Source organism: Pseudanabaena sp. CCNP1317 (assembly GCF_034931345.1).
In the GTDB taxonomy this organism is placed as follows: domain Bacteria; phylum Cyanobacteriota; class Cyanobacteriia; order Pseudanabaenales; family Pseudanabaenaceae; genus Pseudanabaena; species Pseudanabaena galeata.
The window spans coordinates 16,130-42,727 of record NZ_JAYGIF010000057.1; the positions used below are offsets into that span (position 1 = coordinate 16,130).

The following is a 26,598-nucleotide window of genomic DNA, read 5'->3' on the forward strand; positions in this document are numbered from 1 at the left end:
TCTAGAAATACTTTTGTAAATCTGTCCCCCGATCACCTAAGTCATTGACCGCTTGCTTTAACAAAGCGATCGCCATAGGTGAAGGTGTAGTATGTCCATTCTTCCAGCGACTGAGCGATAAAGGCGTTGTCCCTACCCGTTGAGCCAATTGAACTTGATTTAGGTCGAGTCTACTTTGTAGTGCTTCAATCAAGTTTGCATAATTTTTTACCTGTAACTTCATGACAGCGAAATTTATCAAGTGTTTTACTTAATGTATCAGATGTTTATTATGTTTGATGTAACAAAAAAGCAATGTTTATGAAATGGATTATTTAAGCTAAATCTCTTTTGATGCTATGTGATGTACTTTTTAAGCAAAATCCCCTATTAACTGACGAATACCTCTAGCAAAAAAAATTGAGCATACGAATCTTGGTATATGTTGCGTAATCCAAGACGCAAAGACTATCTTGACATGATTTTTTCGGCTGAATAAACACGAAAAGTTTATATTTATTTATGTCACTAGCTATAGAGTTTGATATATTTGTTTTGAAACACATAATTGTAGTGTTTAGGGGGGGTGGCAAGAAATGGTTATTTCAAGATGGTCTAATACAGATTCCTCTGACATTAGGTCATTTAATGAGTCTCAAACGCACTGCCTGCGTCCCCGTCTTGAGAGTTTACAAATAATATACTTGCGTAAATTAGCCAATGACTAATAGAGAAATCAGCCAGAATTTTCAATTCCTCGAACAGCAAGATATTGCAAAATACGCTACATCTGCCGAACAATATTGCCTATCTGATCCTGAAACTGCTCACATGGTCGCTCGTAAGTGTTGTGAGCTAATCGCCAAGTATGCTCTATCAGCATCAGGATATACAGTTCCTAAGAAAACACCATTTTATACAGTTTTAAATAAGTTACGCCAAAAAAATATAGTCGGCAAAGAGATTTTCTATCTTTTTACTGCGATCAGAAAATATGGCAACTTGGCAACACATGAGAGTCTCGAAGTTGAGCCTATTAGAGCTTTTAAACATGTACGCCAGCTTCATAAAATTGCTGTTTGGTATCATTACAAGTTTTCTTTGGATAAGCCTGAAGGTGAACTGCCACGCTATCAGATCCCCATGGAAACTGTGAATAAAGTTGATGATACAGATACTCAAAAGGCTTTCTCTGTTAGTCAGCAAATCAGAGACTATGTAGACTCTTCTGATGAATTGCAAAATAATCTGGCGCAAATTGCTTCTCGAACAATTTCTGATCCAAGTATTCTAGATGAGCAATTATCCAGAGAAGATTTGATCAAAGAAAAAATAGAAATCATCGAAGATTTTGTTTCTAGTTCTGATGATGATCAAAGCTTGAGCAGTGGTGAAATTATTAGAAGTCGTTATAAGATTGGAGAAAAACTAGGTTCAGGTAGTTTTGGTGTTACTTACATAGCTGAAGATTTGGACAAACCAAATAATGCTCTTTGTGTTGTTAAAGAGCTAAGTCCATCTATGTATAGTTCAACTGGTAGAACTAGCAACATCTCGGAAAGAGCAAAAAACTTATTTAATCAGGAGGCTTCCGTATTAAGCCAGATTAAGCATCCTGAAATTCCATCTTTGCAAGCATTTTTTGAAGAAAGAGGTCGCTTTTTTATAGTTCAGGATTATATTGCTGGCTATACACTTGCCGAAGAGTTAAGTAGCAAAATAGAATCTAATCAAAAATGGGAAGAAAAGGATGTATTGGGTTTAGTTAAGGATATTTTGTCTCCTTTAAAATACATCCATGATAAGAGTTTACATGGCAAGGCAATTGTTCATAGAGATGTAAAACCAGATAACTTAATTCGTAGAGCAGATGACAATAAAATTGTATTGATTGATTTCGGTGCTGTAAAACAAATCGTAGATGAAAGCAATAGTCAAGGCTCGGTTATGGGGACAAGAGGATATATGTCTCCCGAACAACAAACTCGAGGCTATATTCTCCCTAGTTGTGATGTTTACGCAGTAGGCATTATTGCTATTGAAGCATTGTATGGCAAGAGAGTTAATGATTTGGATAACAGCAGAACTCCATATCAGTTAGTAACAGATATGGACAATATCAGTAGTGAATTTAAAGCTATTCTTTTGAAGATGATTTGTGATGACTATAAGGATAGATATGCAAATGCTATCGAAGCCTTTGATACCTTGGTAAGTTGGGAAAAAGCGCCTGTCAATCCGTCTGTTCCTATTCAGTCACCACCATCTTACAGCCAAGACAATAAATCAACACTACGTCAATCTAGCAAAGATTTCTCAGATCCGTTTCCAGACTCTAGGCAACAACAGACTTTGCCAAAGACCAAGATCTCATCCCCTAAACAAGTGAAGCCGACCAAATCCAAGAAAAAATTAGGCATCCCAATTTTGATTAGCTGCGTAGTCGGTGTCTTTACTGTTGGTCTGGGTATTATCTATTCTTTGCCTTATCTTACCAGTGCAAAACTGAGTAAGACCGAGATCACAATTGGGACACTGTGGAAACCCGAGGATTTGCAGGGATTAGCTGATTTCTTAGAAGCTAAAGCAGTACCTGAAAATTATTTTGATTTTTTACAAGGGAAAAAAGTTAAGGTGCGGATCAATGGCGATTCAACCTTAGCTTATCAAGAAGCAGAAAAACGTATGGAATCTAAGCAGTGGGACATTGCATTTACCAACTCTCCTATACTCTCTGTGTCAGCCAAAGAAAATAACTACAGGCATATTACAGGAATGTTCCCTAATTCCAGTTCTTATCAAGCTGGTCTATTTGTAAGAGCAGATAGCAATATTCTATCGCTCAAAGATATTCAAGCCAATACGAGAGTGGGGCTGGGATCATTCTCGTCCGCATCTAGTTTTTATATGCCTGTTTATGACCTCTATGGGAAATCCATAACTGCAAATGTAGGAAATAGGGGTACGGCTATTATCAAGCTAGTTAAAGAGGGGAAAGTAGACGTTGGCTCAGCAGCTATTGGAGACTCTATAAGAAAAGATGACCCTACCATTCGCATTATTCATGTCAGTAGAGATATTCCCGGAGCAGGGGTATATGCTTCGCCGAACTTATCTGCGTCAGATTACGAGCAAATTAGGCAGTTAATGCTCAATGCTCCCCAAGATATTAGAGAAAAAGCCAATTATGGAGACAAACCAGAACCAGATTACACTGAATTTCAGAAGATCTCTCAAAGAGTTGAGGAAATTTTAGTCTGTGCTGACTTCAGTAAGAGTCCTGTATTTCTAGGCTGTAATACAAATGTTCTGACTTTTGAGGGAGTAATTAACAGTGCTTCAGTCGTAAGTAATGAATTTATATTCAAGTTTTCTGCTAGCAACACAGTTTATAACATCAAAGTTAATGAGGAGATTGTCCAAAAGATATTTGGTAGTAATAAACTCACAGATATTCAAGGTATGTCAGTTGTAGTCAAAGTCCAAGAAGTTGGGTCTAACAACTCAATTGTGATCACTCAACCTACGCAATTGAGAGTTGTGCAAAAAAAAATGCTGAATTGACTGTCATGCCTAGATCTGAAGACAAACCTACTATTTCAGTTACCCCTACTAATAAATTAGCAACTAATTTAAAGGATCTATCTAGCGCCAAAGTTATTAAAATTCATGATGGAGACACTATCTCTGCTGATTCTGGTCAAGGTGTCATCAAAATTAGACTAGCTTGTATAGATGCTCCAGAGTCTAATCAAAAGCCTTGGGGCGACAACGCTACCAAATTTATGCAGTCACTCACTCCTGTCGGTACAACTATTCAATACCGCGTAGCGGACATAGACAGATACGGCAGAACTGTTGCAGAAGTATATCGAGGCAACGTACTCATAAATGTAGAGATGGTTGCCAATGGTTATGCTCCAGTATATCAACGCTATTTGTCTAGCTGTGTTCAAACACAAAATGAATACCTCCAATCTGAAGCACAGGCTAAGAGCAAAAGACTGGGATTTTGGAATCAGGCAAGTATATGCTTCCCTTGGGACTTTAGAAGAAAACAATGTCAATAAGAAAAATGAAAAAACTTTTATACTCTCTAACTATGTTTATTGCTTTACTGTCAATTAGCTTCAGTGCAATTGCATACAATCCCAAGGCAATAACACAACTAGAACTAAATAATCAATCAATTTTAGCTGTGAATTGGATGCAACAATCTGGTGAATATCAAGCGTTGGCTTATCAAGCCTTCAATATAGCCAAAGTTGCTTTTAATACTGCTTTAGTCAATGGGATTAGTGAGCCTGCCGTAATCGTCGATCTAGATGAAACTATCTTAGACAATAGTCCATATCAAGCTAGTTTAATTGGCAGCCAAAAAGGTTTTGAGAGTAAGACATGGGATCAATGGATTAAAGCGGAGCAAACTTTAGCAATTCCCGGAGCCATTGATTTTATAAACTATATCAACACCAGTGGCGGTAAAGTTTTCTTTGTTTCTAATCGAGGTGTTAGTAGTGGCAATAGTAAAATAAATGATCTAGAAATCTCAACTAAACGTAATATGCTTAGGTTAGGTTTTGAAGGTGTAAATGAACAAACTCTTTTATTAAAGGGTGAATTTACAAAAACAATTAATGGTAGAAATGACACATCAAAACAGTGGCGAATAGATGCAGTATCTAATGGAAAAGTCGATGGAATAAATCATAATGTGGTCATTTTTATAGGAGATAACCTCAATGACTTTGCTGATATCTCTAAAAATGACAATACAGTGAGGAAAGAATTTGTTGCCAAAACTCAAAAGCAGCAGGGGATACTTGTTATAAATCCAGACGGGTTTCAACCTGCCTATGTAACTTTGCCAAATCCGATATATGGTGATTGGGAAAATGGTTTATACAATCCTCAGAAATTTAACAAAAAAAATCATTGGGATCTATCTCCATCTCAAAAATTTATGCAGAGGCTAGAATCATTAATTAAGTGGAAAGGTTAAAAAATGAACATAGAGAGACTAAAGCAGCCTGACATTGGAAATTTAATTAAATCTATTCGCCATGATTTGCAGCTATCTCAAGAAAAGTTTGCTAGTCAACTAGGAGTATCATTCTCTTCTCTTAACAGATGGGAAAATCACAAGGCTATGCCATCTTCTCTTGCTTTAAAGAATATAAATATTTACTTCAACTCCTTGAAAGATCAAGGCAAAGATCTGCTTATTTTATGAGCAGCTTTAATCTAAATGGAACTAAAATCTACTGCATGAATAAGGTTTATGATGTTGTAGAAGTAATGACTAACGGTTATGAAAAACCACGAAGACTTTTTAATTGATTCCCTCAAAGATCATGAAGAAGCGGCGGCTTATGTGACTGCTGTTTTAGAAGAAGAAAATCCTGAGCCTGAGTTATTACCTTTATGTTTGGGGCATGTTGCGGCTGCATTGGGCAATGATAACGATCGCCAATGGGTAAAAGATTTTGCAGCAAACGATAAAAGTCAATCTCTGTATGAATTAGCGTCTTGGTTAGACGGCTTGGGGCTAAATCTTAAAATAAGCTGTAAAAGCAATTAAGCTATGAGTATGGAATCGTTTTGCTTTTCCACTAGAACTATTCAATTATGGAACTAAAGTCTGCTCGACCCAAATCTAGATTGAGATATCTGCGGCTTTTATTTTTCATCCCTGCGATCGCCGCTTTATTGACTATGGCATATTGTATTTGGCAAATATTCCCTTGGTTCGTGGCGATGGCGATCGCTGGTCCGATCGCTGGTTATTCGATTTCGCAGATTATTCCACTGTTTTTTAAATGAAAAATAAATTTTGCCTAACTCAGCATTGTGCATCATCCATAAGCATGAACTTGCGCTGAAAGTGTCTCAAAACATTGCTCGGCTTCACATATAAGTGAAGCTAGTAACAGGAAAACGCCATGTTTGAATTACTAAAGCTATTCTTGGGACAAATTCAACGAAACAGGCTTACAGCGGACAAAAAGGTTTGCTCAATTGAATATTTTGTTTTCATGTTTTGTGTCTTGATCATTGTCATGATTTGGCATCTTGTATTTAGTCAGCAACTTACATACTCAACAAAGTCTCTCTGTGACGTTAATCCAACCCCACCCAATTCAAATGTAGCTACAATTTCAAAATAAAGAACTTTCTAAGCAGGGTTTACTTTACACCCTGCTTAGATATTACATGAATCGAACTTCACGCCATGCTTGGTAAGCGTCATTACCAAGCCTTTGTTTTAACTGTTTTGAAAACTCCTTAGACATTTCATCTTCATTAACAGGAAGGTTTTCATCCACAATGGAGAGCATTTGACAAAGAATCGGGTTAGCTTCGCTTAATTTAAGAATCTTTTCTAAAATGTCTGATTGCTCTTCGTTGATCCTGTCTTCACTCATTAGTTCTTGGTAAGTTATCACAATCGGCAAGATTTGATGTTGAACTATATTAAAAAACTCAACATCATCCAAAGTAGTAGTTTCCTCTGTATTATCAAACAAACTAAGTTGTAAGGAACTAAATGACTTAGTGGTGTGTGTAGATTTAGAATTGAAGCCACCCAGATGTGTTCCTTTCTTAGAGGCAGAAAGGTTCATTGTTCTTTTCATTGTTCTCCTTAGACTTACCCGTATCTATACGTGCAGACATATAGTGGGCAGTATCGTTTATAAGTTTACGTGTGAGGTAGTGCAGTTTAACTAACTTATTCAACAATGACATCAGATTACGGATTTGTTCCTTATTCCAAGTCAGGCTAGTTAGTAACTGATTATATACTTGCTTTTAGATATGAAACTGAATCCGATAATGTGACAGAATTTGATAAATAACACGGAATTTATTTATAAATTCATAAAAAATTAGAGCAAAGACTCTCTAAATAAAGCTTTGCTCTACTAAATTCCCTACTAATTTTTTGATTTAACGGACTTGACCATTCCGTACTTTAGATAAATCGGTCATGACTTCGCGGTTATTAACCCAATATATTCCGCCAAGCAGAATTAGACCAACAGAAATTACGGTTACAAACGTTAAAAAGAAGTTCTGACTGTTCTCCAGTGGTAAATTTTTTTCAAAGCCACAAAAAATGCATTGATAATGCCCTACAGAGTGAGTGTGCAAAGATTTTTTATCACAATTAGGGCAAGTTATAAGATCAGTACTTTGTTCGTCCAAACTTACAATTCTATTTTTTACATTCATGATGGCTCTCCATTAATCTGAACCTCAATAGGAAATGAAAAACTGATATTTTATGTGACAAGAAGAAATTTGCGGATATTGATACTCATACCTTTTAATTTTTTAGATTTACATAAAATCACTATTGAATTGTGTACATAATTCAATAGTGATTTTATGTAAATCTTAATATCAGTTTGTCTAGTTTTTAAACCAATCAAAAAATCTTTGAATTAGCATATTTTTATAGATGATTTTTACTGAAATCTACAGTTGGTACTACACAAAATTTCAATGCTTTGAATTGATTGTTACAAATTTATCGATTTTGTGTCACAAACTAATAACCTAATTCATATCTAGGCAGGAGGATGCTTTTAGAAACTTGTAAATTCAACTCCATCACTTTTAAGAGGTTCTCCATGGCAGAACAAACAAACCTAGAAGCAATATTTGCTTTACGCAAAAAGTCGATCGACAACAATAATCATCCGATTACTAAAGTTGTTGGGAAGCAACTATCTCAGTTCGGGTTTAGTACACAGATGGTTCATGAGGTAATGAACGAGGTTTGTGTTCGAGCTGCTAAATGCCCTTATCAAATTAGTAACCCTGAAGCTTGGTTTAAGGTTACCAGCTTCAATATTGTGAGGGAGAAGAGTAGAGATAGAGAGCGCATTGAGTTTAATGATTCTGATGACTACAGCAATTCAGCATCATGCGATGAAGTAGAAGAAAGTGATGATGTTGTGATTAAGGGCAAAACCATTGATTATTACTCTCCATTTCTGAAAAAGGCTTGGAACGAGTCATTATCGCCTGATGAACGCTTCATCCTCTCAGTAAAAATTTTCAAAGACAAGAGTTGGAAGGAGGTAACGGAGGCAGTTGCCAAATACAATGACAAACCAACTACAGAATCAAACATGAGGCAAAAAGGCTGTCGTGCGCTTCAAAAACTCAAAAATGCTATTACTGATTTCCAAACTACAGGAAACCCTCAATAAACAAAAAAGTGATTGCTATTCCAAGCGATCATTTTTTTGTTTATTGATCAATACTAAAATTAATCTGCAATATGAGTAAAAAAAACGATCGCTGTTTGCGGACAGGCGATCGCTTCTAAATGTGATGGGGATTTGTTAGTTTCTAGTGTTTACCTAGTAAGGCATCCAAATCTATCCCAATATCGCTTAAATTTGCAGCCTTAAGCAAGTTAGTTGCTACCCTTTTATCCATCCTTGCGATCGCGCCATCATCAATCATGCGATCGCTGATCATGTCACCCATTTTCTCAGGCAAATCTGCATACCTTCCACCTTGTGCGGTTGGACTTGGCACTTCATAGCTATTAATATCCTGTCCCGTTCTAGGGGAATCAAGAGACTCACCATAATTCAATTCAGAGCGATCGACAGCGATCGCTTCTTGCGTCCGACGAGCTAAGGCACTTGCACGATACTCTTTGGCTTTATCAGTCTTGATCAATTCAGAAAGTTTTTCAACTCCTTCCTCATTCCAAGTAGTTTCCCCATCGGGATTGTTGTTTTCCCAAAGCCCCTCTAGCTCATCAGCCTTAGTCGATTTTAACTTTCTAATATATTCAGGCGTACAACCGAACATTTCAGCAACTTCGCGATTAGTACGAAAGTTAGGTACAGTGATGGTTTCCATGATTAGATCGCTCTCCGTTACAAAATTTATAGCATCAGGATCGCAGAGAGTTACTGACTAAGCAAGTGTGTCACGCAGTCCGTTACAACTTCTATCAAAATAGGATCGCATAACGTTACAGGCTAAGCAACAGTTGTCACACTAAGCGTTACTTATTCCGTTACTTATTCTTTTTCCTATATTCCCAAGGCTTTTCATAATCACCAGACCACACACCGATTTTTTTAGACCTAGCCTCATCCTCTGCTTCAGCGATCGCCTCACGACTTGGACAATTGCTTGAATATTGTTTGTAGTGGTAAGCCATCCCTGCCCTGACCATCTCAGTGTTTACATTGTGAGCATACTCATCATTGCCAACTTTGACACTGACCTCGGCAACTGTGCGATCGTATCGATCTTGCTCCATAGGACGGACAATCACTTGCTTACCTTCAACCAAATTTGATAATAGAGCCTTAGATTCTGCGCCCAATGGTTGTTTAGATTCAGGTGCGTCTATTCCACAGAATCGTAATCTAAGCTTTTCCCCATCACAATCAACTGCGATCGTGTCCCCATCACTGACTTTGGTAGTTTGGCAAATTTTATATTGTGTATCCTCCGACCTGATTGCTCGAGCGATCGCAGCCTGATTACCTTCATAGGATGGGCGTTTGGTCAGCTCTTGTTCATTGCGGTGGTACATAAATAAGGCGATCGCTCCAACAATTATTGAAATCTCGATAGCAGTATCAAAAATCTTCCGCATATTTCACCAATAAAAATAGCTGAAACCATTGCATAAGCATAGGTAACAGCTATTATAAATTTAATAATATTTTCGCCTCAAAATATCTTTATATATTTCGTGAGGCTAAACAAGTGAAGCGTTTAATTAAATTTGGTTCAGTTTCTTTGGTGTTTGCGGGGGCGATCGCCATTACTGGAGAGGCATTTGCACAGCTATCCCTGCCAGATCTTTATTTGCAAACTAGAATCTCGGCGCAATCTGGTACAACCTTTCAACTGGGTGTTAAAGGTACGCCAAACACAATCAAGAGAATTGGCTTTTCTGGTATTTCATCTCCTCGGACTAGAACTGTTCGGGTTGATGCCTGTGGAGTGGGAAGAATTAGTAATGCTCAGAGCATCACTTCTGGCGTTATTGGCACACCTGTTGGACAATTCAATGCGGCAACAGTTTCAGCTTCTACCCCTATAATTCCTCCGTCTTGTGTGAACGGCGTTTTATCATCAGCTTTACCAACTACAGGAAATTTCTTTAATGTTGGTGGCGGAACAATTTTGATCAAGGGGTTGCCTCCAAACACGGTTCAAGACATCAGCTATACCGATACTGCACCCCAAAATCGAAATGTAACTATTAATGCTTGTGGGTTTGGAGTTATTACTATTCCTAGCTCCGCGACTTCAGTGGCTCTTGAAGGTGGCTCTAGTTCTCAGATCTCAAACTTGCAACGAGCTAGTTTGAGTTGTATCAACGGTGATTTGTATGCAACGCAGTTGCCCTCTCTTGTGTCTAACCAAGTTGCAATCCCCCCGATCGCTGATTTAACAAGAAATTCAACAAATGTCTTTATCAAGACAACGCCTCTTGGGTTAGTACCTCTAACTGTAAAAGGGGCTGTGACTACTAGATCGGTCACTAGTGATCGATGCTCTGGGCTGGTGATCGGAAGCACTTCGGCTCCAATTTCAGGCACAGTCACAATTAATGGCGTTTCTATCGACACCTCGAATTTGCCTATTAATACGCTTAAAACCTGTGGGCAATATAGTGAGGGTGGAGAGACTGGATACGCCTACGCTACGGGAAATGTAAACTCTCCTTGGGATGCTAATCTAACCTCATTTAGAACTAATGACGGTCGCGTATTTATTAGAAACTATCCTGGGTTATCCATCGGTAGCCGCTCAATCTTGGCTCTAAGTACAACAAGCGATCGCAACGTTAGCTTAACTGCCAATGCTTGTGGTATCGCAACTCTAAGATCTACAACCTCCTATCCTTTGACCACAGGGACTGAGTTTACTTTAAATTCTGTAACTCAGACGGTTGGCTCTTTGCCTGACGGTGTTGCCCCTCGTTGCACATCTACAGGTTTAACTTACAAAGTTAATTAGCCCTCGCTATTCCCTTTAACTAATCTCTGAATCCTCAACGCTTGCGATCGCAGCTTAGTCTTAGACTGGGCTGCGATTATCTTTTTACGGTCAAACTCGTTTAACCTCGCAATTTGATCAATGGTCGATGACTCACCCATACGGTAAGAAATTTCGATTAGCTTTGCGCGAGCAGTCTCACGCTTGACGATGGTGCTTTGTAAATTTGATTCATCCTTAATGCGCTCAAACTCGATAACCTCGTCTAGTACCTTGCCCTTAATGGCGATCGTTATTTGTACCTTAGTTTTTTCGAGTTCGGCTAACTTAATTTGTAAGTCGGCATTGGCTTGATTATTGCGGGTCTGATTGGCGGCGCTAGTCGCCTGTCCAGAGATGATCGTGGGCAAAGCTTCAAACAATAGCCTTGATTCTAAAGGCGTTCGCAGTTCACCTATCCCCTGCGGTCTAGCATTTTGCAGCAAGATCGGCGCGATCGCTGACACATAGGGCTGAATACTTTCCACAAAACTGCCTTGACCTTGTACCCGCGCTAACTTGACAGCATCGCTACTATTAGCAATCTGGGTTTCGATAGATCTGATTTCGGGACTATTTTGAATAGCCAAATTTTGCAACTGAGTAATACATTCGGGCTTACTATCCAAGCAAGGCAAGTCACCCTTAAGCATCTCCTCTTGTTCGGCTTCTTCCCTGCCCTCCAATTTCTCATCAAGCCCCGATCCCTCCTCTGGGATATCTTCGGGAGTGTCGGAATCTCTACTAGAACGACTGTAAATATTTACAGTGGGTCGCACGATATCAATAACGGGATTACCTTGGCGATCGCGTTGTAATTTAAGGCTTGGCGCTTGGCTTGGTGAAGGATTCTTGATTAAAGGGCTGCTCAACTGTTGACCGTTGGGACTGGGTAACTTTTGGGCGATCGCTGCCATCGGCGACATACAAAAGCAATTCAACATCAATATTGTTGTTAACTTGCTTAACATAGCGAATCCGTTTAACTTCACTGGCATATTGCGCCCTCACTGTCGAAATTTCCTGAAGCTTATTTTCAACTTCACCAATCTTGCTACGCAAGTCAGCGATCCGAAATTGCCGATCCTGCTCCCCACGATTCCAATCAGCAAGAGCCTTTTGATATTCAAGCTGTGTTTGATTAGCAGCAATGGCGGCGCGTACCTTTTCCTGTTCGGCATCGTATTCTTTCAAAGAACGATTAGCCTTAGCCGTCTCAAATTGACCTAGTTTCAACTGCATAACCGCTTCTTCCTTAGCTAAATCTGATTTAGCCTGTGCCAATTTTTGCTGTTCGTGAGCATCCGCACCTGCTGGCAAGTCTTTGGGATCAATGGTTGCCATGAGATCAAGTTTCCTTTGCTGCAAAGTAACTTTTTCCTTCGCCGCTTCAACTTTTACCCGTTGCAAGTCCGTTTCCGCCTCAAACTCGGCAAAACTCTGGGCTGGCAATTCCCTAGACCGATTAATAGTCAATGGCTCCAAGGGCTTAGGTACGTCAAGTTCTAAGCGCTTGATCGTATTTCGATAACTTTCAAGCTGTGAGGTGAGCCGTTTACGTTCTTCATCGCGATCGCTAATGACCTGACCTGCGACTAGTCGCTGACCTTGGACAACCTTGAGATCTGAAGGACTCGACAGACTCAAATTAATTCTTAATAACCTTGGCTGTGTGGCGGCTGCACTTGGCAAAGTAGTTTTGCTTTCCGACTGTGCCACTGCAAAGGGCAGTTTACCGCCTATCCAATAACCAAATGATCCAAATATCCAAGTAATAGCGATCGCTGTGAGGATCTTATTCCTGCGAGATTTACGCCGCCCGTCACGGTGTTTAGCCAAAGTTGCCAATGCCGAAGATTTGATCCGATGCTCTGCACCATTCAATATCAATTGTTGGGCGATCGCCTCCCCTAATTGTTCTGGTAGATTGTCGTATCGATTGTTCATCACTTCTCACCTTTAAAATCACTCTTCCATCAATTATAAAACTGTCCAAAATTGGCTCTAGATTTTGTTTACGGGCATTTAAGATTTGAATTTGTCCAACTGTAATTCTAAAAACATTGAATTTTATTTGTTCTAGTGGAAGTCGTAAATCCTCGACATTATCAACTAGCAAACTGCCCGTTAAATAGGCATTTTCTGGGACAGAAACAAGCCACTCAGACACAAATTGATCCTTGGGGCTAACCTCGTTCGCCTGTATCTCGATCCTATCGCCTAGCCTAGTTTCTACGCTAGTAGCCCGAATTTGCGATGCTTCGTTGTTGCCAATCTGGTACAAGTCACCGTTGGCATCTTTGCCAATCACTGAAGCTTCATTGGCGGCGATGACCTTGTATTCCTGACCATCGATCTTTTCTGAGGTGTAAATATTTACACCCGTCACCTTTACAAATACCTGTCGCGTCGCACCCTCTTTTTTGAAAATGTCGGCTGCGGTCTGGGGACTACGAAAAAATGACCTTTCAAATAATTCGGTAATGCCACCATTGCTGATGAACTGACAGGAAATTACTAATAATGCGATCGCAATACTAAGCACCCAATATTCACCGCTCGACCCAGTTGACAATCGCGCCTTGGGATTTCCGGGAATAACTAGCCTTGCATTGCTAGGGTAAAACGCCGCTACTCCCGACTTAGTGAATACATCGCTAAACCATCCAAAGAAATAGCCGATCGCAATGCCTAGCCAAATTTGCCATGAAAACCATAGGGCGATCGGTGCGGTGACTGCGGTAACGATCGCACTTGCCATAAAGCTATGGGTTACGCCTCGGTGTGGGTATCGCTCCTCAAACCAACGGGCGATCGGATATAAAACTAAGCCTATGTGACTCTTAGTTGTGTCCACATCGGGCAACTGTGAGGCGATCGCACTTGCTGCCAGAACAGCGGGATCGGCAGTGCCAATTATTAAAGATGTCGCGCAAGTTGCGATCGCAGCATGGGTCACTGACAGCATTGTTTCGCCTCCGCAATAGTCATAATTTCGCCATCCTCAGTAGTCGGTTCTAGCAGGAAGTCCTCAAGATCGTAATCTGGCTGAGCCGCCACATATTTAACCTGAGTAGTGCAGTAATAAATTGCGCGATCGCATTGATTAACATACAGATTCACCCATTGTTCGGGGCTAAACAAGTGGGACTCATCGCCATAAATACCCTTGATACTCATGACTCAATCCTCGACTTATTCCGATAGTTAATTCTGTTGGCGATTATTCGCAATACGATCGCAGATAGTCCAAGCATCCCGCCAATGATGTAAAGACTGCGATCTCCAAGCCCTAAACCAATAAGCCTAACAACGCTGACAGCGCTTAGTGCTGCAATTAAAAACGGTGTCCCATCTATATAGTCGATGCGATCGCCTTGTTCATCTGCACCCAAATTCAAAGAATGCTCGCGCACAACTCTACGCGCTAGGAAGGGATTGCCCCCACACCTCTGCTCAAGATCGGCAATTGTCGAGGCTGGTAACTTTAAATTAATTTCCGCCGCTTCCTCCAACATGATCTCCCGAATTTCTTGCGATGCCATCGGCTGTATAGATATGCGGGGCATTTTAAAAAAAATACCGCCCACTGGTGGCTTAGTCGCAAGCATCAGTAACAGTGCCCGATCCCCCAAACAATCTTGTAACCAGTAGCGCAAACTGACGGGGTAACGGTGGGCGTTATCACAGATTAGTAATACATTGGATCGATCAAGTTCCTTGGCAATTTCTCCGCGCAATTGGTCGGCTGTGTAGGGAACTGGCTTTTTACCTGAAGTATCCTCGGTATCACAACCTAATTGATCGCAAATTTCTAGCAGGGTAGTCTTTGCCGATCCGCTAAAGTCTGCGATCGCCACATTCCAACCACGACTTTTAAAAGCAGTCCGCACCGATTCGGCGATCGCCGTTTTGCCCGATCCCTCTTCACCGATTATCAAAAGTGATTGGTTTGTTTCTAGTGATGCGATCGCCTGATCAATTTCTGCTTGTCTAAAGTTTTCCATGGTCATTAACTCGCCACTAGCAACAATTATTTACAAACCTAATGAAATTAGTCATTTACCCATACCAAAGACAGCTAGCCGTAATTTCGCCAATTCTTCTTGTAGTTCTGGTGTCATAACCTCGCCACATTTGGCAACTGCTAAGGTAATTCTCAAGCCGCCAGATTTTTGATATTTAAGAAATTCGTCAGGATTGTTAGGCGCTCCCTGATGACAAGTTGGACATAAGGCGATCGCATTGTTCGCCGTGTCGCTGCCGCCAAAAACTAATGGGTGAATATGGTGAACTTCGATATCGCACTTTAATCCACAGCATTGACAGGTTTTGTCATCACGATTCCTGACCTCTTTAACAACTTTGCTACATCTTTTCATGGTTTGTCCCATTAGTATTTACACTAGTAGCAAGTACAAACCCTTGCCAGTGTGGATATTACGGTGATTCAGTTCAGCCTTGTACTTGCACCCCACGCCAGCGTGAACAATACTGGGCAAAGCTATCAGGACCCTTGATGGATCGCATCGACTTACAAGTGACTGTAGCAAGATTAAAGCCTGAAGAAATGACGCGATCGCCAGAAGGAGAGACCTCTAGTGCTGTCAAAGAGAGAGTACAAGCCTCACGCAAAATTCAACAAGCCCGCTTCCAGAAAGAAGCAAAAGTAAATTGCAATGCTCAGATGCAGTCCAGACATTTACGTCAATGGTGTCAACTAGACAACCCTTCCCGTGACTTGTTAGAGTCAGCAATTAAACGTTTAGGTTTATCTGCCCGCGCAACCGATCGCATACTCAAAGTATCCCGCACGATCGCCGATCTCGCTAATGCTGAAAATATTCAAGTAGTCCATGTAGCTGAGGCGGTTCAATATCGCACCCTTGATCGTGTTACTTAAATCAAAAAACCAAGAAAGTGAGAAAGCAGTGCTTTCTCACTTTCTTGGTTTGAACCTAAAGCGCTGGAATAGGTTATATAGCAATGCAAGTTTTGCTTAGGACTTAAAACCAAAAAGATGAGTTGCGGCGCGAAGCGCCGCAACTCATCTTTTTGGTTTTGATTAAAGTATGACAACACTTTTGTGAATTAAAAAACAAACCCCGTAAGGGTTTTATAGCTGTCGCCATTCTTGTTAGAACATAAAACCCAGATAGTGTGAGGCGGCGCGAAGCGCCGCCTCACACTATCTGGGTTTTGATTTGTCCTGATACAGCTATAGCCAGAGCCGCTTGTCGAATGATTAAAAAAATTATTTTGGCTTTAATGCAAGAGTAAAGCCCTATACATGCTATTTTGTGTCTTGTCTTTCGGCTGTACTCTTAATCTCTATATCGGAGAAGAATAAAATATGAACAGTTTTATAAATGGTTAAGCGCTAACTTAAAATTATTAAGATGGGCAAAGCACAATGCCAATCATATTAACCCTAATATATTTGTTTGGTGAGTTGCTAGTGGAAGAATCCTATCGGGGCATTCATGTATGAGTACAGTTCTGGTGGTTGAAGATAGCGTGACACAAAGAGAAATGATTGAGGACTTACTCAAGGGTAGCGGTCTAACCGTTAAGACAGCAGGTGATGGTGTGGAAGCACTAGAACAAATGCAAGGCAATTGCCCAGACATCGTAGTTATGGATATTGTCATGCCCCGCATGAATGGTTACGAGCTATGTCGTCGTATTAAAACTGATCCCAAAACTGAGCGCGTTCCCGTCGTAATGTGTTCATCTAAAGGTGAAGAATTTGATCGCTACTGGGGAATGAAGCAAGGTGCTGATGCTTATATAGCAAAGCCATTTCAGCCTCAAGAACTAGTAGGCACTGTAAAGCAGTTACTTAGAAAAGCTTAAGAATTTCATGAAGAATGCTAAAAGTGTAGACAATTCTTGATTATTTAATGACTGTTGGTTAACATCAATACTTTAATATTTTCTCAATGTTCTCAATATTTATTTTTCAGTTTATTTCTTAAAACTTGAAGACATTTAAAATCAGCTATTTTGCAAGGTAGAGATCCTCAAATTATGGTAGGAAACCAAGAATTCTTCCCTGGCATCGGACAAGATCAGGCTACAGACTTTGATCAAGGTATCGAAGCTCCAGAAGGTGAGCTACACTTACGTTTTTTTGTGGCTTCTGGAATTGAGTTTGCTTTACCAGCAATTGGAGTCAGTCAAGTTTTGGAATATGCTCCAGATCGGATCAACCCCATGCCCAATGTCTCCCCACTATTGTTAGGTACAGTAAATATTCGGGGTAGAGTAGTTTGGGTAGGAGATCTCGGTCAGTTTTTGGGAGAAGCTCCTCCAGTTAATACTGATCGCGCAGAAATTTCAATTATTGCGATCGAAGATCAGGGCATGATGTTAGGTTTAGCGGTAGAACAAATTGGCGTAATGGCTTGGCTTGATTCTTCACAAATCAATGTCTCTAGAAATAGCTCTGACAGTATGGCTCCGTTTATTAAAGGTGAGTGGATAATGGAAGATAGCGATCCCCTGAAGTTGCTAGATCAAGTCAACATTTTACGATCAGCACGGTGGGCATCCTAGATAAAGTAATTTCAAGATGATTTCGCACAAATGTCAGAGACTTTAGGGATTTTAGGAGAAAGCACATGGCCTCAAGTACACAATATCAAAAAGAATATGAAAAGGCTTCCTTAGCCTACATGCAAGGAGACTACAGTCAAGCTGGTAAATTGACACAGGAACTAGTTAAGGTCTGCCCTAGTGATCCCATGTATCGCCTACTTCATGCCCATATTAATCTTGCCCTTGAGCGCTATCAAGATTCAATTGGTGAATATGAAACGGTCTTACATCTGACTGACGACAACTCAATTTTGGAATATGCCCATAGTGGTATTGCGGCTGCCAAAGAAAGACTAGATCTCAATGATGACAATAGCTATGGGCTAGGTTCTATAGATAACTCAGTAAGCGAATTTAGTAATCAGCAATACGCTTACGAAGATAATACCTATAATCAATCAGCTTATATGCAGGGATCTTGGTCTACCGATGATAGTGGCGGGCAAAGTACTGGATCAAATCGGGTTGATGACTTTGATTTTGAAGATTTTAGTTCTGATACTTCAATGAATGGGACTAGCCAGTATACCTATAGTACCGAAACTCAACTCACAGGCGAATCAAGTTTTAACTCTGGTTACAAAACCAGTGGCTCTTCAAGCAACCTAAATGCCGACTCTGATGTTGTCTTTATGGATGAGTTTGATGACTTTGATGACATTAGCGAATCATCCTTTTCGAGTTCATTTGGTGATTCAGAAGCAACACAGATGGTTTCTGAAAGATCTATGACAGATTTTGGAAACCAAGACTTTACAACTTCGGGGCGCTCAAATACAACATCATTAGCCAATCAGGATATATCCGCAGCGCGGTTTAACCAAACAGGAAATGAAGCTGAGCTATTTGGATTAGGGGCTATTAATACACCAGTAGGGGCAAAAAGAGCTGGTGCTGATATTGTCTCTGAATCATCTGAACAAGGTGGTTTATTTTCTCCTTTTGATAATATGCCGCTTAAGACTAAGAGTGTGATCACGGCGATCGCCGCAGGGGTGGTTGCCATGGTTGCCGCAGGTGTAGTTACAAACTTTGCCACAGGTTCAATTGCCGATAAAGGCTCACGCGAGCAAGTACGAAATACGGGCTGGATGATGGGTGGTGCAGCCGCCTTGGCAAGTGGGGCGATCGCTTGGGGACTTGGCAAACGATCTTCGAGGCTGATAGATCAATCAACTGCTAACTTACAAGCTCAATTTGAGGCTGTTATTCGTGGTGATATGAGTCCTCGCGCCACTGTATATAGCGAAGATGAGTTTGGCAGACTTGCGACAAGCTTTAACCAAATGATTCAGTCGATTGTCTCCAACACTACGGAAGCCCAGCGCAAAGCGGCTGAACAAGAACAAGCTAAGGAAGATTTACAACGTCAGGTAATTCGACTACTTGATGACGTGGAAGGTGCGGCTCGAGGCGACTTGACTGTGCAGGCTGAGGTGACCGCCGACGTACTTGGAGCCGTAGCTGACTCATTTAACCTCACGATTCAAAACCTGCGCGAAATTGTTAACCAAGTAAAAATTGCGGCGCGTCAGGTAAATGAAAGCTCTCGCGAAAATGAAGCATTCGCCCGTAGTTTGTCATCGGATGCGTTACGTCAAGCTGAAGAATTGAGCGTCACCCTAAACTCAGTACAAATGATGACCGAATCGATTCAACGTGTTGCTGAAAGTGCGCGTGAAGCTGATCAGGTTGCTAAGCTTGCATCTGAAACCGCAATTAAGGGCGGCGACGCGGTAGAACGTACTGTGGCTGGTATTTTAGACATTCGCGAAACAGTTGCCGAAACTACCCGTAAGGTAAAACGGTTAGGCGAATCATCACAGGAAATTTCTAAGATCGTTGGTTTGATTTCACAAATTGCTTCGCGGACTAACTTACTCGCGCTTAACGCTAGTATTGAAGCAGCGAGGGCAGGTGATGCAGGTCGTGGTTTTGCGATCGTTGCGGACGAAGTTCGACAGCTTGCCGACCGCGCTGCGAAAGCATCTAAAGAAATCGAACAAATCGTATTGCAAATTCAGAGTGAAACCAGTAACGTGCAACAAGCGATGGAAGTCGGCACACAACAGGTTATCGATGGGACAAAACGTGCTGAACAGGCGCGTCAATCACTCACAGACATTATCCAAGTTTCCCATCGCATTGAAACTTTGGTACTATCCATTACTGAAGATACAGTTAAACAAACTGAGACTTCAAGGACAGTATCGCAAGTTATGCAATCAGTTGAGTTGACCGCTCAAGAAACTTCGCAAGAGTCTCAAAGGGTGTCAGCTTCACTACAAAATCTCGTGGGTGTTGCCCGCAGCCTACAAGATTCTGTGGAACGATTCCGCGTTGATTCGGGTGATAAAACAACGGGAGTTCGTTAGGATTATTACCTTCTAGCTATGCTACTCACACCCTAATCATTGAGAGGATTCTGTCATGAACTCGGAACAACAACAGCAGCGAATCATGGGTTACTTTATTGAAGAAGCCCGTGAACATCTTCAGACAATTGAGCAAGGCGTATTAAACTTACAAGATGTTCTTCACGACTCAGAATCTATTAATGAGCTTTTTCGTGCTGCTCATTCGATAAAGGGCGGCGCTGCAATGCTAGGGGTTGGAAGTATTCAGCATGTTGCTCACAGATTAGAAGACTTTTTTAAGATTCTCAAAGAAAATTCACAAATAACCGTCGATGAGCGCTTAAAAAGCTTGCTACTTGCAGGATTTGATCCCCTGTCAGAACTTCTAGATGAGTTGCAAGGGGGTTACAAAATATCTGATGAGCTAACAATTGAAACTAATAATCGCGTTAAGCCTGTATTTGCTGAGTTAGAATCCTATCTAAATCAGTTGGTTTCAGATTCTGGTGGGCAGATATCTACGGATACATTTAGTCAAGAACAAAAGAGCATCCCTCAACCACAACCAGTAGTTGCTTCTCAGCAATCAATATTTCAGCAAGAAATTACGACTAAAATGCGAGATATGCTGCAATTGTTTCGGTCGGCAGATGATGCAGAAAGCCGATCGCAGTTACAAGCAGTTTGCAATTACTTCCAAGAGATTGGCAATCAATTTGATTTGCGAAGTTGGACTAATTTAGTCGTCCAAATGAAAAATGCGATCGCTCAGCCGAGTAACACATATCGTACCCTTGCACCTATCCTAATCCGAGAGCTAAAGGAAGCTCAAGATCTCGTACTCTCAAATCGGGAATCAGAAATTGCAGTATCTCAACAACTGCAAAATCTATTACCCTATCGATTTTCGGAGCCAGAGGATGACGAGGTTAGTACAATTTTTACAACTGCTTCTGAGGATATTAGCGAGGACTCAGTAGTAGATGGTTTTGATAATACTACTGATACATCTAGTGGGGATATAGCCATCAATCCAGATGTGGATATCGATCTATTTGCAGATCAGGTCAATAAAGAAGCATTTGATTTGACGGATATCCATGAGAACCAAATGGATTGGATGGATGGTGAATATGAGATTACTGAAAACCAACATATTGATGGACCAAAAGTTGGTGCTTCAGAGTTAAAATCTCTAGCGATTTTGTTTGAAAATGATGATATTGATTTTGATGCTGCTTGGGAAGATATAGAATCCAATGAAACAAATATAGCAAATCATGGAGCCACGGCAAATTCAGACAGTCAAGATGAATTTGCTGATTTGCTTAGCGATAGCTCTGAGAATAATGACTCAATAGTTCCTAATCTAAACAGTGAGGAATCTAGCATTGATCAACTATTTGGAGATTTTTCTGCCCAAGATTCCGTCCAAAATTTTGAGGGTGAAGAGAGCGGTAATTCTCTGTTCCCAGATGATCTTGATGATTCATGGCAGCAATCTACTGATATTGTTTCGGAAATTAATTCTGAGATGGTTCTAGAAAGTGAACAGTCCAGCTTAGACTCTCTATTTTCTGACGATTTTACTTCTGAGGATTCCCTAGAATCTCAATTTGATGTGGATTTAAGAGATGTAGATTCAGAGGTTGTTGAACAAATTAGTGATTCTCAAATTGATGGTGCGATTGCGATCAATGATCAGTTTGACGATATAGATGTAAGTGATATGGATGTTAGTGAAATCAATATTGATGATATTGATTTTTCTGATTTGCCAGAACACACTACAGCTATTGATCAGTTTATAGATGGTGGATTTACTGATACGGATGAGTCTCAAACGCTCTCTAGTGAAGAATATTTTGCGACGATCGCCATGAACGAAAATGCGATCGATAGTGATGACAACAATGATAACCCCAGCGACCCCTTTGCCTTGACTTTTTCGGAAGAGGGCATGAATTTGCTTGAAGATCCCTTTGCGATCGATGAAAATCTTGACAAAATCCTTTTGGATGAACCTCCGAATATAGGCAATGAGGAAGGCGATAATTCTGATGTTAATGATTTTTGGGAAGAGCCTAAAACAATTGAATCTGTTAATGATTACGCAGAGGTAATATCAGAAAGTAGTGACTTTGAGGGCATCGATACTACAGGATTGAATTTATTTGATGAACTGGGGTTTGACAATGATGAATTTGATGAAGCCGTTAGCTCTCAAGAGTTAGCGGAATCAACAAGCGCATTGCAGAATACATTTGATGAAAATCCTGATAACATTCAGATAAATGCAACGGACACTTCAGATATCAATGATCTAAACCTTTTTGATGAAGGTATTGAGTTGATAGAAGAGGCGGTCTTAGATGTCAATAGTACTGAATTAGATGATGACTTAGGTGCTTTAGCCGAAGATAGATCAACCTTAGATTTTGTGAATTTCTCCGAAGACAATGAAATTAATGAAGCAATTCATGATGCCGATGATCTTACTAATTTCTTTGCAGAATCAGAATATGAAGAAGACGACTCTGAAGCAATCGCTAATGAAGACTTTAATGCTGAATTTACTAACATTGATGAATTAGGTGATTTCTTCGCAAAGCCTGAAGCTCCTGTAATTACTACAGATATCTATGATGTTGACAATGATCTAGATGAATTTAACAGCGCTGATGACTTAGGAGATTTCTTTGCTTCTACGACATTTGAAGAACCTGAACTGCTTGATAGCATAGATGACGAATCAGCTAGTGAATCAGTCGATTTAACTGGTCAAAACAACCAGTTAAATGATTTGTCTATCGATGAAGCTTCTGAAGAACCTGAAATCACTTCTAACAATATAGTTGATAGTTTTGATCTAGAATTTGCTAACAATGTTGACGCAGGTGATTCCCTTGATTTTACCGAAGAGATTGAAGTTTCGGATGATGTAAATAATGAGTTTGCTGTATTCACTGAACAGGTTGATCACTCTGATGAACTAAATAATTCCTTCATTACTTCCGACGAGCCTGCAATTATTTCTGATGATATTAGCGATTATGTTGATGATTTTAATGATTTTGATCAAGAATTAACTAGCACTGATAATCTAGGCGAGTTCTTCTCAGATTCTAAAGAACTTGAGATTAATGCTAGTGATATTTCTGATAATCGTGAAATTGCTGATGAATTAATTAGCACTGATGATTTAAGTGATTTCTTCGCAGATTCTGAAGAGATGGAAGTTGCCACTATCAATATTCCTGACAGTATTCCTGACAGCAGTGAAATTTTTGACGAATTAACTAATACGGCTGATGATTTAGGTGATTTCTTCGCAGATTCTGACGAGTCTGAAATTATTTCAGGCAATGTCAATAATGAACTAGATGAATATTCTGATGTAAATGATATTGGTGATTTAACTGACTCCTTTAGTGAAGTACAAGAAGAACATCATAGTTTAGTAGAGGATGTTGCAAACGAAGAATTTAGCAGCAATCTGACTGATAACAATGGGGTTGCTGCTATTAATGTGGTTGATCAAGTTGACACTTATGAAGAAGAGACAGAAGACTTCATTGATTTTGATACTCCTCAAGATATCAATTCTGATTTCTTGGCAAGGATAGAGGCAGATGAGAACCTGTCTGATGTGAATTCAATAGGTTCATCAGACGGACTATTTGAACAGATGAGTTCTTCAGACAACTCTGATTTGGCTGATTTATTTGCTAAATCAGAGTTGTCTGAAGAAGATTTATCTCTACTAGAAAATGATCTTAACTTTAATCAAGATAACTTTGATCAGGATAAATCTTTAACTCAAGTTAATAATATCGATGATTTTGGAAGCACATCGGATCAATCCTTTGAGTACGATACTTTACCGACTTTAGGATCGGAATTGACAGATTCTCAAGAAGAGATCATTCTTGACAACAATGACATTACAGCAAACACAACTATTGATAGTTTGGTGGATTTTTTCCAAGGTGATGATGATTCAGAAGCAAGTTTGCTACAGATGCCAGAGGAGTTTGTAAGTGAGAACATAGCAACTGATGAACCTCTGAGTTTTGGAGAACTTAATGAGTTTGAACCCTTCAACGAAGATCGCTCTGAAACTTTGGATTATGCTCCTACTCAAAATTCAGAAATGAATGCCTTACTAGCCGAGCATCAATTACAAACTGAAGAATTAAATGAAATTGATGATAATTTCGACTTTGACGATTTAGAAGCAATGATTAGTAGCTCTGGTAATATGCCAAATGATATTAACGATCAGAGCAATCTGAAATTTGATAACCAAAGTACGGAAACTTCTATCAATGTTCAGTCATCCATGATTTCTGATGACATGGATTTTGATGAATTAGAAGCTCTTTTAGGTGACGCTGGTAACTTTGATGGCTCTGACTCAAACCCTGTAATACCCTCCACTGGCTCAGGAAATACTACTTCTAGCACACCAGCAAGTTCTACTGATGACTTTGATGAGTTAGAGAACATGCTCCAGAGCGCTTTTGCCAAAGATGTCGGACCCATCAAAACTAAAGCTCCTATCCGTCAACCTGTTACTACGCGCAAGCCAAGGTTGACGGACTCGACTATGCGTGTTGATGTAAAGTATCTCGATAGTCTTAATAACCTTGTTGGAGAATTAGTTGTTAACCGTAACCTTTTGGAGCAGGATCAGGAGAGATTACAGCAATTTATTACAAATCTATTGCATCAAGTACAACTATTGAGCGATGTATCGCAAAGGATGCGCGATCAATACGATCGCTCTTTGCTGGAAGCATCTTTAACCGCTGGACGAGGACGTTCGTTCAGTAGTAGTTTTGAGACATCATCATATTCGGGTGATGGATCTAGCTCAAATAGTTCAGTTAGCAATGACTTTGAGGGCATTGAGTTTGATCGCTACAATACTTTCCACGTTTTATCGCAAGAGATCATTGAGTTAATTGTCCGAGTTCGTGAGTCGGCTTCTGATATTGAGTTCGTGGTTGGTGAGACAGATCAGGTAACTCGTCAGTTAGGAACGATTACCACCCAAGTTCAAGACGATTTGAAACAATCGCGCATGGTTCCTTTCGCGCAAATAGCCGATCGCTTGCCTAGAGGTATACGCGATCGCGCTCTCAAAACTGGCAAACAGGCGGAGCTAGAAATTTTTGGGCGTGAGACTCTGATCGACAAGGCGATTCTAGAATCGCTGACCGATCCGTTAACACATCTTGTGAATAATGCGATCGACCATGGCTTAGAAGATCCTGCTACTCGTCAAGCGGCAGGTAAATCGGCAACTGGTAGACTGACTGTCAGAGCTTATCACCAAGGTAACCAAACTGTAATTTCCATCAGTGATGATGGCGCAGGCATTAGTACTGACAAAGTGAAGAAAAGCGCTGTTGCGAAGGGAGTACGATCGCAAGCTGAAGTTGATCGCCTTAATGACACTGAAGTTTATGCTTTGCTATTTGAAGCTGGATTTAGTACTGCGGCTCAAGCCGATGAATTTAAAGGGCGCGGAGTTGGTCTGGATGTGGTCAAAACCTGTCTTGATGATATTCGTGGCGTAATTATTGTGGAATCAGTAGTTGGTAAGGGTACAACCTTTACAATTCGCTTACCGCTTACCCTGAGTATTTCTAAGGCGATGTTCTGTATTAGCGATCGCGCTCGGATTGCATTCCCCGTTGATGGCTTTGAGGACATGGTGGAAGTACCACAGGGTCAGATTATTCTCAACGAGAAAGGGCAACCTTGCTTACCTTGGCGCGATACGATTTTGCCATTCCAACATCTTTCCAATTTGCTTTCCTATAGCCGTCACCTCAGCCGCAGCAGCATTTATGGTAAGCAGGAAAATGATGAACTTTGCATTATTATTCTTCGTAATGACACTAGTTATCTTGCGCTACAGGTCGATCAATTCCTTGGTGAATACGAAATTGTAATCAAGCAACTTGAGGGACCCATTCCCCAACCTGCGGGAATTGCAGGGGCAACTGTGTTAGGGGATGGTCGAGTCATGGCGATCGCTAACGTGTTGGAATTATTTGACATTGCTAGTGGCAGGTTACGTCCTTCAACTTCGGGTGTCACGATCCAGCCAACTGTCGAAGAAGATGTGGCTGTTGATCCGACGGTACTGATTGTTGATGATTCGATTACGGTACGTGAGCTACTATCGTTGACCTTTGCAAAAGTTGGCTATCGTGTGGAACAAGCCAAGGATGGACAGGATGCTTGGGAAAAACTTCGTGCTGGTCTGCCTTGCGACATGATCTTCTGCGATATTGAAATGCCTCGTATGGATGGATTGGATCTACTGTCGAGATTACAAAAGGATTCTCGACTGAAAGAGATTCCTGTGGCTATGTTAACTTCACGCGGAGCCGATCGCCATCGTCAGTCAGCAATTCAACTTGGGGCAAAGGGTTACTTCACTAAACCCTACCTCGAAGAAGAATTACTGAGTGCCTCGAAGCGTCTACTAGCTGGAGAAACTCTACCTATCTAAGCCAAGGGGCGATCACCTATAATACAAATCAAGAAATGGCTGCGCCATTTCTTGATTTAAAAAACCTTGCTGGGTTTGGGTTTCAATCAACGAAAGTGTTGT

The 26,598-nt window shown here is 40.6% G+C and carries 23 protein-coding genes and 1 pseudogene; 13 read left to right on the plus strand and 11 right to left on the minus strand.

Annotation, left to right across the window (positions count from 1 at the left end; translation table 11 throughout):
- Position 1: 1 nt before the first annotated feature.
- Positions 2 to 223 (minus strand): helix-turn-helix domain-containing protein, encoded by a 222-nt coding sequence (locus VB775_RS11655; protein ID WP_281008869.1) that lies wholly within the window; start codon positions 221 to 223, stop codon positions 2 to 4.
- A gap of 476 nt (positions 224 to 699) precedes the next feature.
- On the opposite strand from VB775_RS11655, the gene VB775_RS11660 reads away from it, so the two are divergent.
- The 6 genes from VB775_RS11660 to VB775_RS11685 all read left to right on the plus strand — a co-directional run bounded on the left by VB775_RS11660 (position 700) and on the right by VB775_RS11685 (position 5,802).
- Positions 700 to 3,543, plus strand: a complete 2,844-nt coding sequence (locus tag VB775_RS11660) for a serine/threonine-protein kinase (protein ID WP_281008868.1) — start codon at positions 700 to 702, stop codon at positions 3,541 to 3,543.
- 5 nt (positions 3,544 to 3,548) lie between these two features.
- Positions 3,549 to 4,049 (plus strand): thermonuclease family protein, encoded by a 501-nt coding sequence (locus tag VB775_RS11665; protein WP_281008867.1) that lies wholly within the window; start codon positions 3,549 to 3,551, stop codon positions 4,047 to 4,049.
- Between the two features lie 5 nt (positions 4,050 to 4,054).
- Positions 4,055 to 4,981, plus strand: a complete 927-nt coding sequence (locus tag VB775_RS11670) for a 5'-nucleotidase, lipoprotein e(P4) family (RefSeq protein ID WP_281008866.1) — start codon at positions 4,055 to 4,057, stop codon at positions 4,979 to 4,981.
- A gap of 3 nt (positions 4,982 to 4,984) precedes the next feature.
- Positions 4,985 to 5,212, plus strand: coding sequence for a helix-turn-helix domain-containing protein (locus tag VB775_RS11675; RefSeq protein WP_281008865.1), 228 nt, complete (start codon positions 4,985 to 4,987; stop codon positions 5,210 to 5,212).
- A gap of 78 nt (positions 5,213 to 5,290) precedes the next feature.
- Entirely contained in the window at positions 5,291 to 5,560 is a 270-nt protein-coding gene (locus VB775_RS11680; protein ID WP_281008864.1) for a hypothetical protein, read from the plus strand.
- Positions 5,561 to 5,607: 47 nt separating this feature from the next.
- Positions 5,608 to 5,802: a hypothetical protein gene (locus VB775_RS11685; RefSeq protein ID WP_281008863.1), complete on the plus strand. Its 195-nt coding sequence runs from the start codon at positions 5,608 to 5,610 to the stop codon at positions 5,800 to 5,802.
- Positions 5,803 to 6,188: 386 nt separating this feature from the next.
- Here VB775_RS11685 and VB775_RS11690 read toward each other — a convergent pair whose 3' ends face one another.
- Positions 6,189 to 6,602, minus strand: a complete 414-nt coding sequence (locus VB775_RS11690; protein WP_323216796.1) for a hypothetical protein — start codon at positions 6,600 to 6,602, stop codon at positions 6,189 to 6,191.
- 325 nt (positions 6,603 to 6,927) lie between these two features.
- Positions 6,928 to 7,212 (minus strand): hypothetical protein, encoded by a 285-nt coding sequence (locus VB775_RS11695; protein WP_281008861.1) that lies wholly within the window; start codon positions 7,210 to 7,212, stop codon positions 6,928 to 6,930.
- A 401-nt stretch (positions 7,213 to 7,613) separates the two neighbouring features.
- Between VB775_RS11695 and VB775_RS11700 the strand changes: the two genes are divergently transcribed.
- A complete protein-coding gene (locus tag VB775_RS11700; RefSeq protein ID WP_281008860.1) occupies positions 7,614 to 8,198 on the plus strand; it encodes a hypothetical protein in 585 nt (194 codons plus the stop codon).
- Between the two features lie 142 nt (positions 8,199 to 8,340).
- Here the strand turns inward: VB775_RS11700 and VB775_RS11705 are convergent, their stop codons facing one another.
- A complete protein-coding gene (locus tag VB775_RS11705; protein ID WP_281008859.1) occupies positions 8,341 to 8,865 on the minus strand; it encodes a hypothetical protein in 525 nt (174 codons plus the stop codon).
- 160 nt (positions 8,866 to 9,025) lie between these two features.
- Positions 9,026 to 9,616 (minus strand): thermonuclease family protein, encoded by a 591-nt coding sequence (locus tag VB775_RS11710; RefSeq protein ID WP_281008858.1) that lies wholly within the window; start codon positions 9,614 to 9,616, stop codon positions 9,026 to 9,028.
- A 113-nt stretch (positions 9,617 to 9,729) separates the two neighbouring features.
- Here VB775_RS11710 and VB775_RS11715 point away from each other — a divergent pair, with 113 nt between their 5' ends.
- Positions 9,730 to 10,992, plus strand: coding sequence for a hypothetical protein (locus VB775_RS11715; protein WP_281008857.1), 1,263 nt, complete (start codon positions 9,730 to 9,732; stop codon positions 10,990 to 10,992).
- Here the strand turns inward: VB775_RS11715 and VB775_RS11720 are convergent.
- The 6 genes from VB775_RS11720 to VB775_RS11745 are packed head-to-tail and all read right to left on the minus strand — an operon-like array spanning position 10,989 to position 15,392.
- Positions 10,989 to 11,936, minus strand: coding sequence for a hypothetical protein (locus VB775_RS11720; protein WP_281008856.1), 948 nt, complete (start codon positions 11,934 to 11,936; stop codon positions 10,989 to 10,991). The two genes, VB775_RS11715 and VB775_RS11720, sit on opposite strands and share 4 nt — an antisense overlap.
- Positions 11,830 to 12,957, minus strand: a complete 1,128-nt coding sequence (locus VB775_RS11725) for a hypothetical protein (protein ID WP_281008855.1) — start codon at positions 12,955 to 12,957, stop codon at positions 11,830 to 11,832. The genes VB775_RS11720 and VB775_RS11725 overlap by 107 nt, the downstream gene beginning before the upstream one ends.
- Positions 12,842 to 13,978 carry a metal-dependent hydrolase gene (locus VB775_RS11730; protein WP_281008854.1) on the minus strand — a complete coding sequence of 379 codons (1,137 nt, stop codon included), beginning with the start codon at positions 13,976 to 13,978 and terminating at the stop codon, positions 12,842 to 12,844. The genes VB775_RS11725 and VB775_RS11730 overlap by 116 nt, the downstream gene beginning before the upstream one ends.
- Entirely contained in the window at positions 13,966 to 14,190 is a 225-nt protein-coding gene (locus VB775_RS11735; protein ID WP_281008853.1) for a hypothetical protein, read from the minus strand. The genes VB775_RS11730 and VB775_RS11735 overlap by 13 nt, the downstream gene beginning before the upstream one ends.
- Positions 14,187 to 15,017: an ATP-binding protein gene (locus tag VB775_RS11740; RefSeq protein WP_281008852.1), complete on the minus strand. Its 831-nt coding sequence runs from the start codon at positions 15,015 to 15,017 to the stop codon at positions 14,187 to 14,189. The genes VB775_RS11735 and VB775_RS11740 overlap by 4 nt, the downstream gene beginning before the upstream one ends.
- 51 nt (positions 15,018 to 15,068) lie before the next feature.
- Positions 15,069 to 15,392 carry an HNH endonuclease gene (locus tag VB775_RS11745; protein ID WP_281008851.1) on the minus strand — a complete coding sequence of 108 codons (324 nt, stop codon included), beginning with the start codon at positions 15,390 to 15,392 and terminating at the stop codon, positions 15,069 to 15,071.
- 8 nt (positions 15,393 to 15,400) lie between these two features.
- On the opposite strand from VB775_RS11745, the pseudogene VB775_RS11750 reads away from it, so the two are divergent.
- From VB775_RS11750 to VB775_RS11770, 5 genes and pseudogenes are all read left to right on the plus strand, one after another.
- Positions 15,401 to 15,913 (plus strand): annotated as a pseudogene (locus VB775_RS11750) (ATP-binding protein); the annotation flags it as partial.
- Positions 15,914 to 16,497: 584 nt separating this feature from the next.
- The gene (locus tag VB775_RS11755; protein ID WP_094532768.1) at positions 16,498 to 16,866 is read left to right on the plus strand and encodes a response regulator transcription factor; all 369 of its coding nucleotides are present in this window, start codon (positions 16,498 to 16,500) and stop codon (positions 16,864 to 16,866) included.
- A gap of 174 nt (positions 16,867 to 17,040) precedes the next feature.
- On the plus strand, positions 17,041 to 17,568 hold the full coding sequence (locus VB775_RS11760; protein WP_281008850.1) for a chemotaxis protein CheW: 528 nt from the start codon (positions 17,041 to 17,043) through the stop codon (positions 17,566 to 17,568).
- Positions 17,569 to 17,633: 65 nt separating this feature from the next.
- Positions 17,634 to 19,985, plus strand: a complete 2,352-nt coding sequence (locus tag VB775_RS11765; RefSeq protein WP_281008849.1) for a methyl-accepting chemotaxis protein — start codon at positions 17,634 to 17,636, stop codon at positions 19,983 to 19,985.
- Positions 19,986 to 20,040: 55 nt separating this feature from the next.
- Positions 20,041 to 26,496, plus strand: a complete 6,456-nt coding sequence (locus VB775_RS11770) for a response regulator (RefSeq protein WP_281008848.1) — start codon at positions 20,041 to 20,043, stop codon at positions 26,494 to 26,496.
- The last annotated feature ends 102 nt before the right edge of the window (positions 26,497 to 26,598 follow it).

Coding starts and splice junctions, on each gene's coding strand:
- VB775_RS11655 (WP_281008869.1), bottom strand. CDS start 223: ATGAAGTTACAGGTAAAAAATTATGCAAACTTGATTGAAGCACTACAA.
- VB775_RS11660 (WP_281008868.1), top strand. CDS start 700: ATGACTAATAGAGAAATCAGCCAGAATTTTCAATTCCTCGAACAGCAA.
- VB775_RS11665 (WP_281008867.1), top strand. CDS start 3,549: ATGCCTAGATCTGAAGACAAACCTACTATTTCAGTTACCCCTACTAAT.
- VB775_RS11670 (WP_281008866.1), top strand. CDS start 4,055: ATGAAAAAACTTTTATACTCTCTAACTATGTTTATTGCTTTACTGTCA.
- VB775_RS11675 (WP_281008865.1), top strand. CDS start 4,985: ATGAACATAGAGAGACTAAAGCAGCCTGACATTGGAAATTTAATTAAA.
- VB775_RS11680 (WP_281008864.1), top strand. CDS start 5,291: ATGAAAAACCACGAAGACTTTTTAATTGATTCCCTCAAAGATCATGAA.
- VB775_RS11685 (WP_281008863.1), top strand. CDS start 5,608: ATGGAACTAAAGTCTGCTCGACCCAAATCTAGATTGAGATATCTGCGG.
- VB775_RS11690 (WP_323216796.1), bottom strand. CDS start 6,602: ATGAACCTTTCTGCCTCTAAGAAAGGAACACATCTGGGTGGCTTCAAT.
- VB775_RS11695 (WP_281008861.1), bottom strand. CDS start 7,212: ATGAATGTAAAAAATAGAATTGTAAGTTTGGACGAACAAAGTACTGAT.
- VB775_RS11700 (WP_281008860.1), top strand. CDS start 7,614: ATGGCAGAACAAACAAACCTAGAAGCAATATTTGCTTTACGCAAAAAG.
- VB775_RS11705 (WP_281008859.1), bottom strand. CDS start 8,865: ATGGAAACCATCACTGTACCTAACTTTCGTACTAATCGCGAAGTTGCT.
- VB775_RS11710 (WP_281008858.1), bottom strand. CDS start 9,616: ATGCGGAAGATTTTTGATACTGCTATCGAGATTTCAATAATTGTTGGA.
- VB775_RS11720 (WP_281008856.1), bottom strand. CDS start 11,936: ATGTCGCCGATGGCAGCGATCGCCCAAAAGTTACCCAGTCCCAACGGT.
- VB775_RS11725 (WP_281008855.1), bottom strand. CDS start 12,957: ATGAACAATCGATACGACAATCTACCAGAACAATTAGGGGAGGCGATC.
- VB775_RS11730 (WP_281008854.1), bottom strand. CDS start 13,978: ATGCTGTCAGTGACCCATGCTGCGATCGCAACTTGCGCGACATCTTTA.
- VB775_RS11735 (WP_281008853.1), bottom strand. CDS start 14,190: ATGAGTATCAAGGGTATTTATGGCGATGAGTCCCACTTGTTTAGCCCC.
- VB775_RS11740 (WP_281008852.1), bottom strand. CDS start 15,017: ATGGAAAACTTTAGACAAGCAGAAATTGATCAGGCGATCGCATCACTA.
- VB775_RS11745 (WP_281008851.1), bottom strand. CDS start 15,392: ATGAAAAGATGTAGCAAAGTTGTTAAAGAGGTCAGGAATCGTGATGAC.
- VB775_RS11755 (WP_094532768.1), top strand. CDS start 16,498: ATGAGTACAGTTCTGGTGGTTGAAGATAGCGTGACACAAAGAGAAATG.
- VB775_RS11760 (WP_281008850.1), top strand. CDS start 17,041: ATGGTAGGAAACCAAGAATTCTTCCCTGGCATCGGACAAGATCAGGCT.
- VB775_RS11765 (WP_281008849.1), top strand. CDS start 17,634: ATGGCCTCAAGTACACAATATCAAAAAGAATATGAAAAGGCTTCCTTA.
- VB775_RS11770 (WP_281008848.1), top strand. CDS start 20,041: ATGAACTCGGAACAACAACAGCAGCGAATCATGGGTTACTTTATTGAA.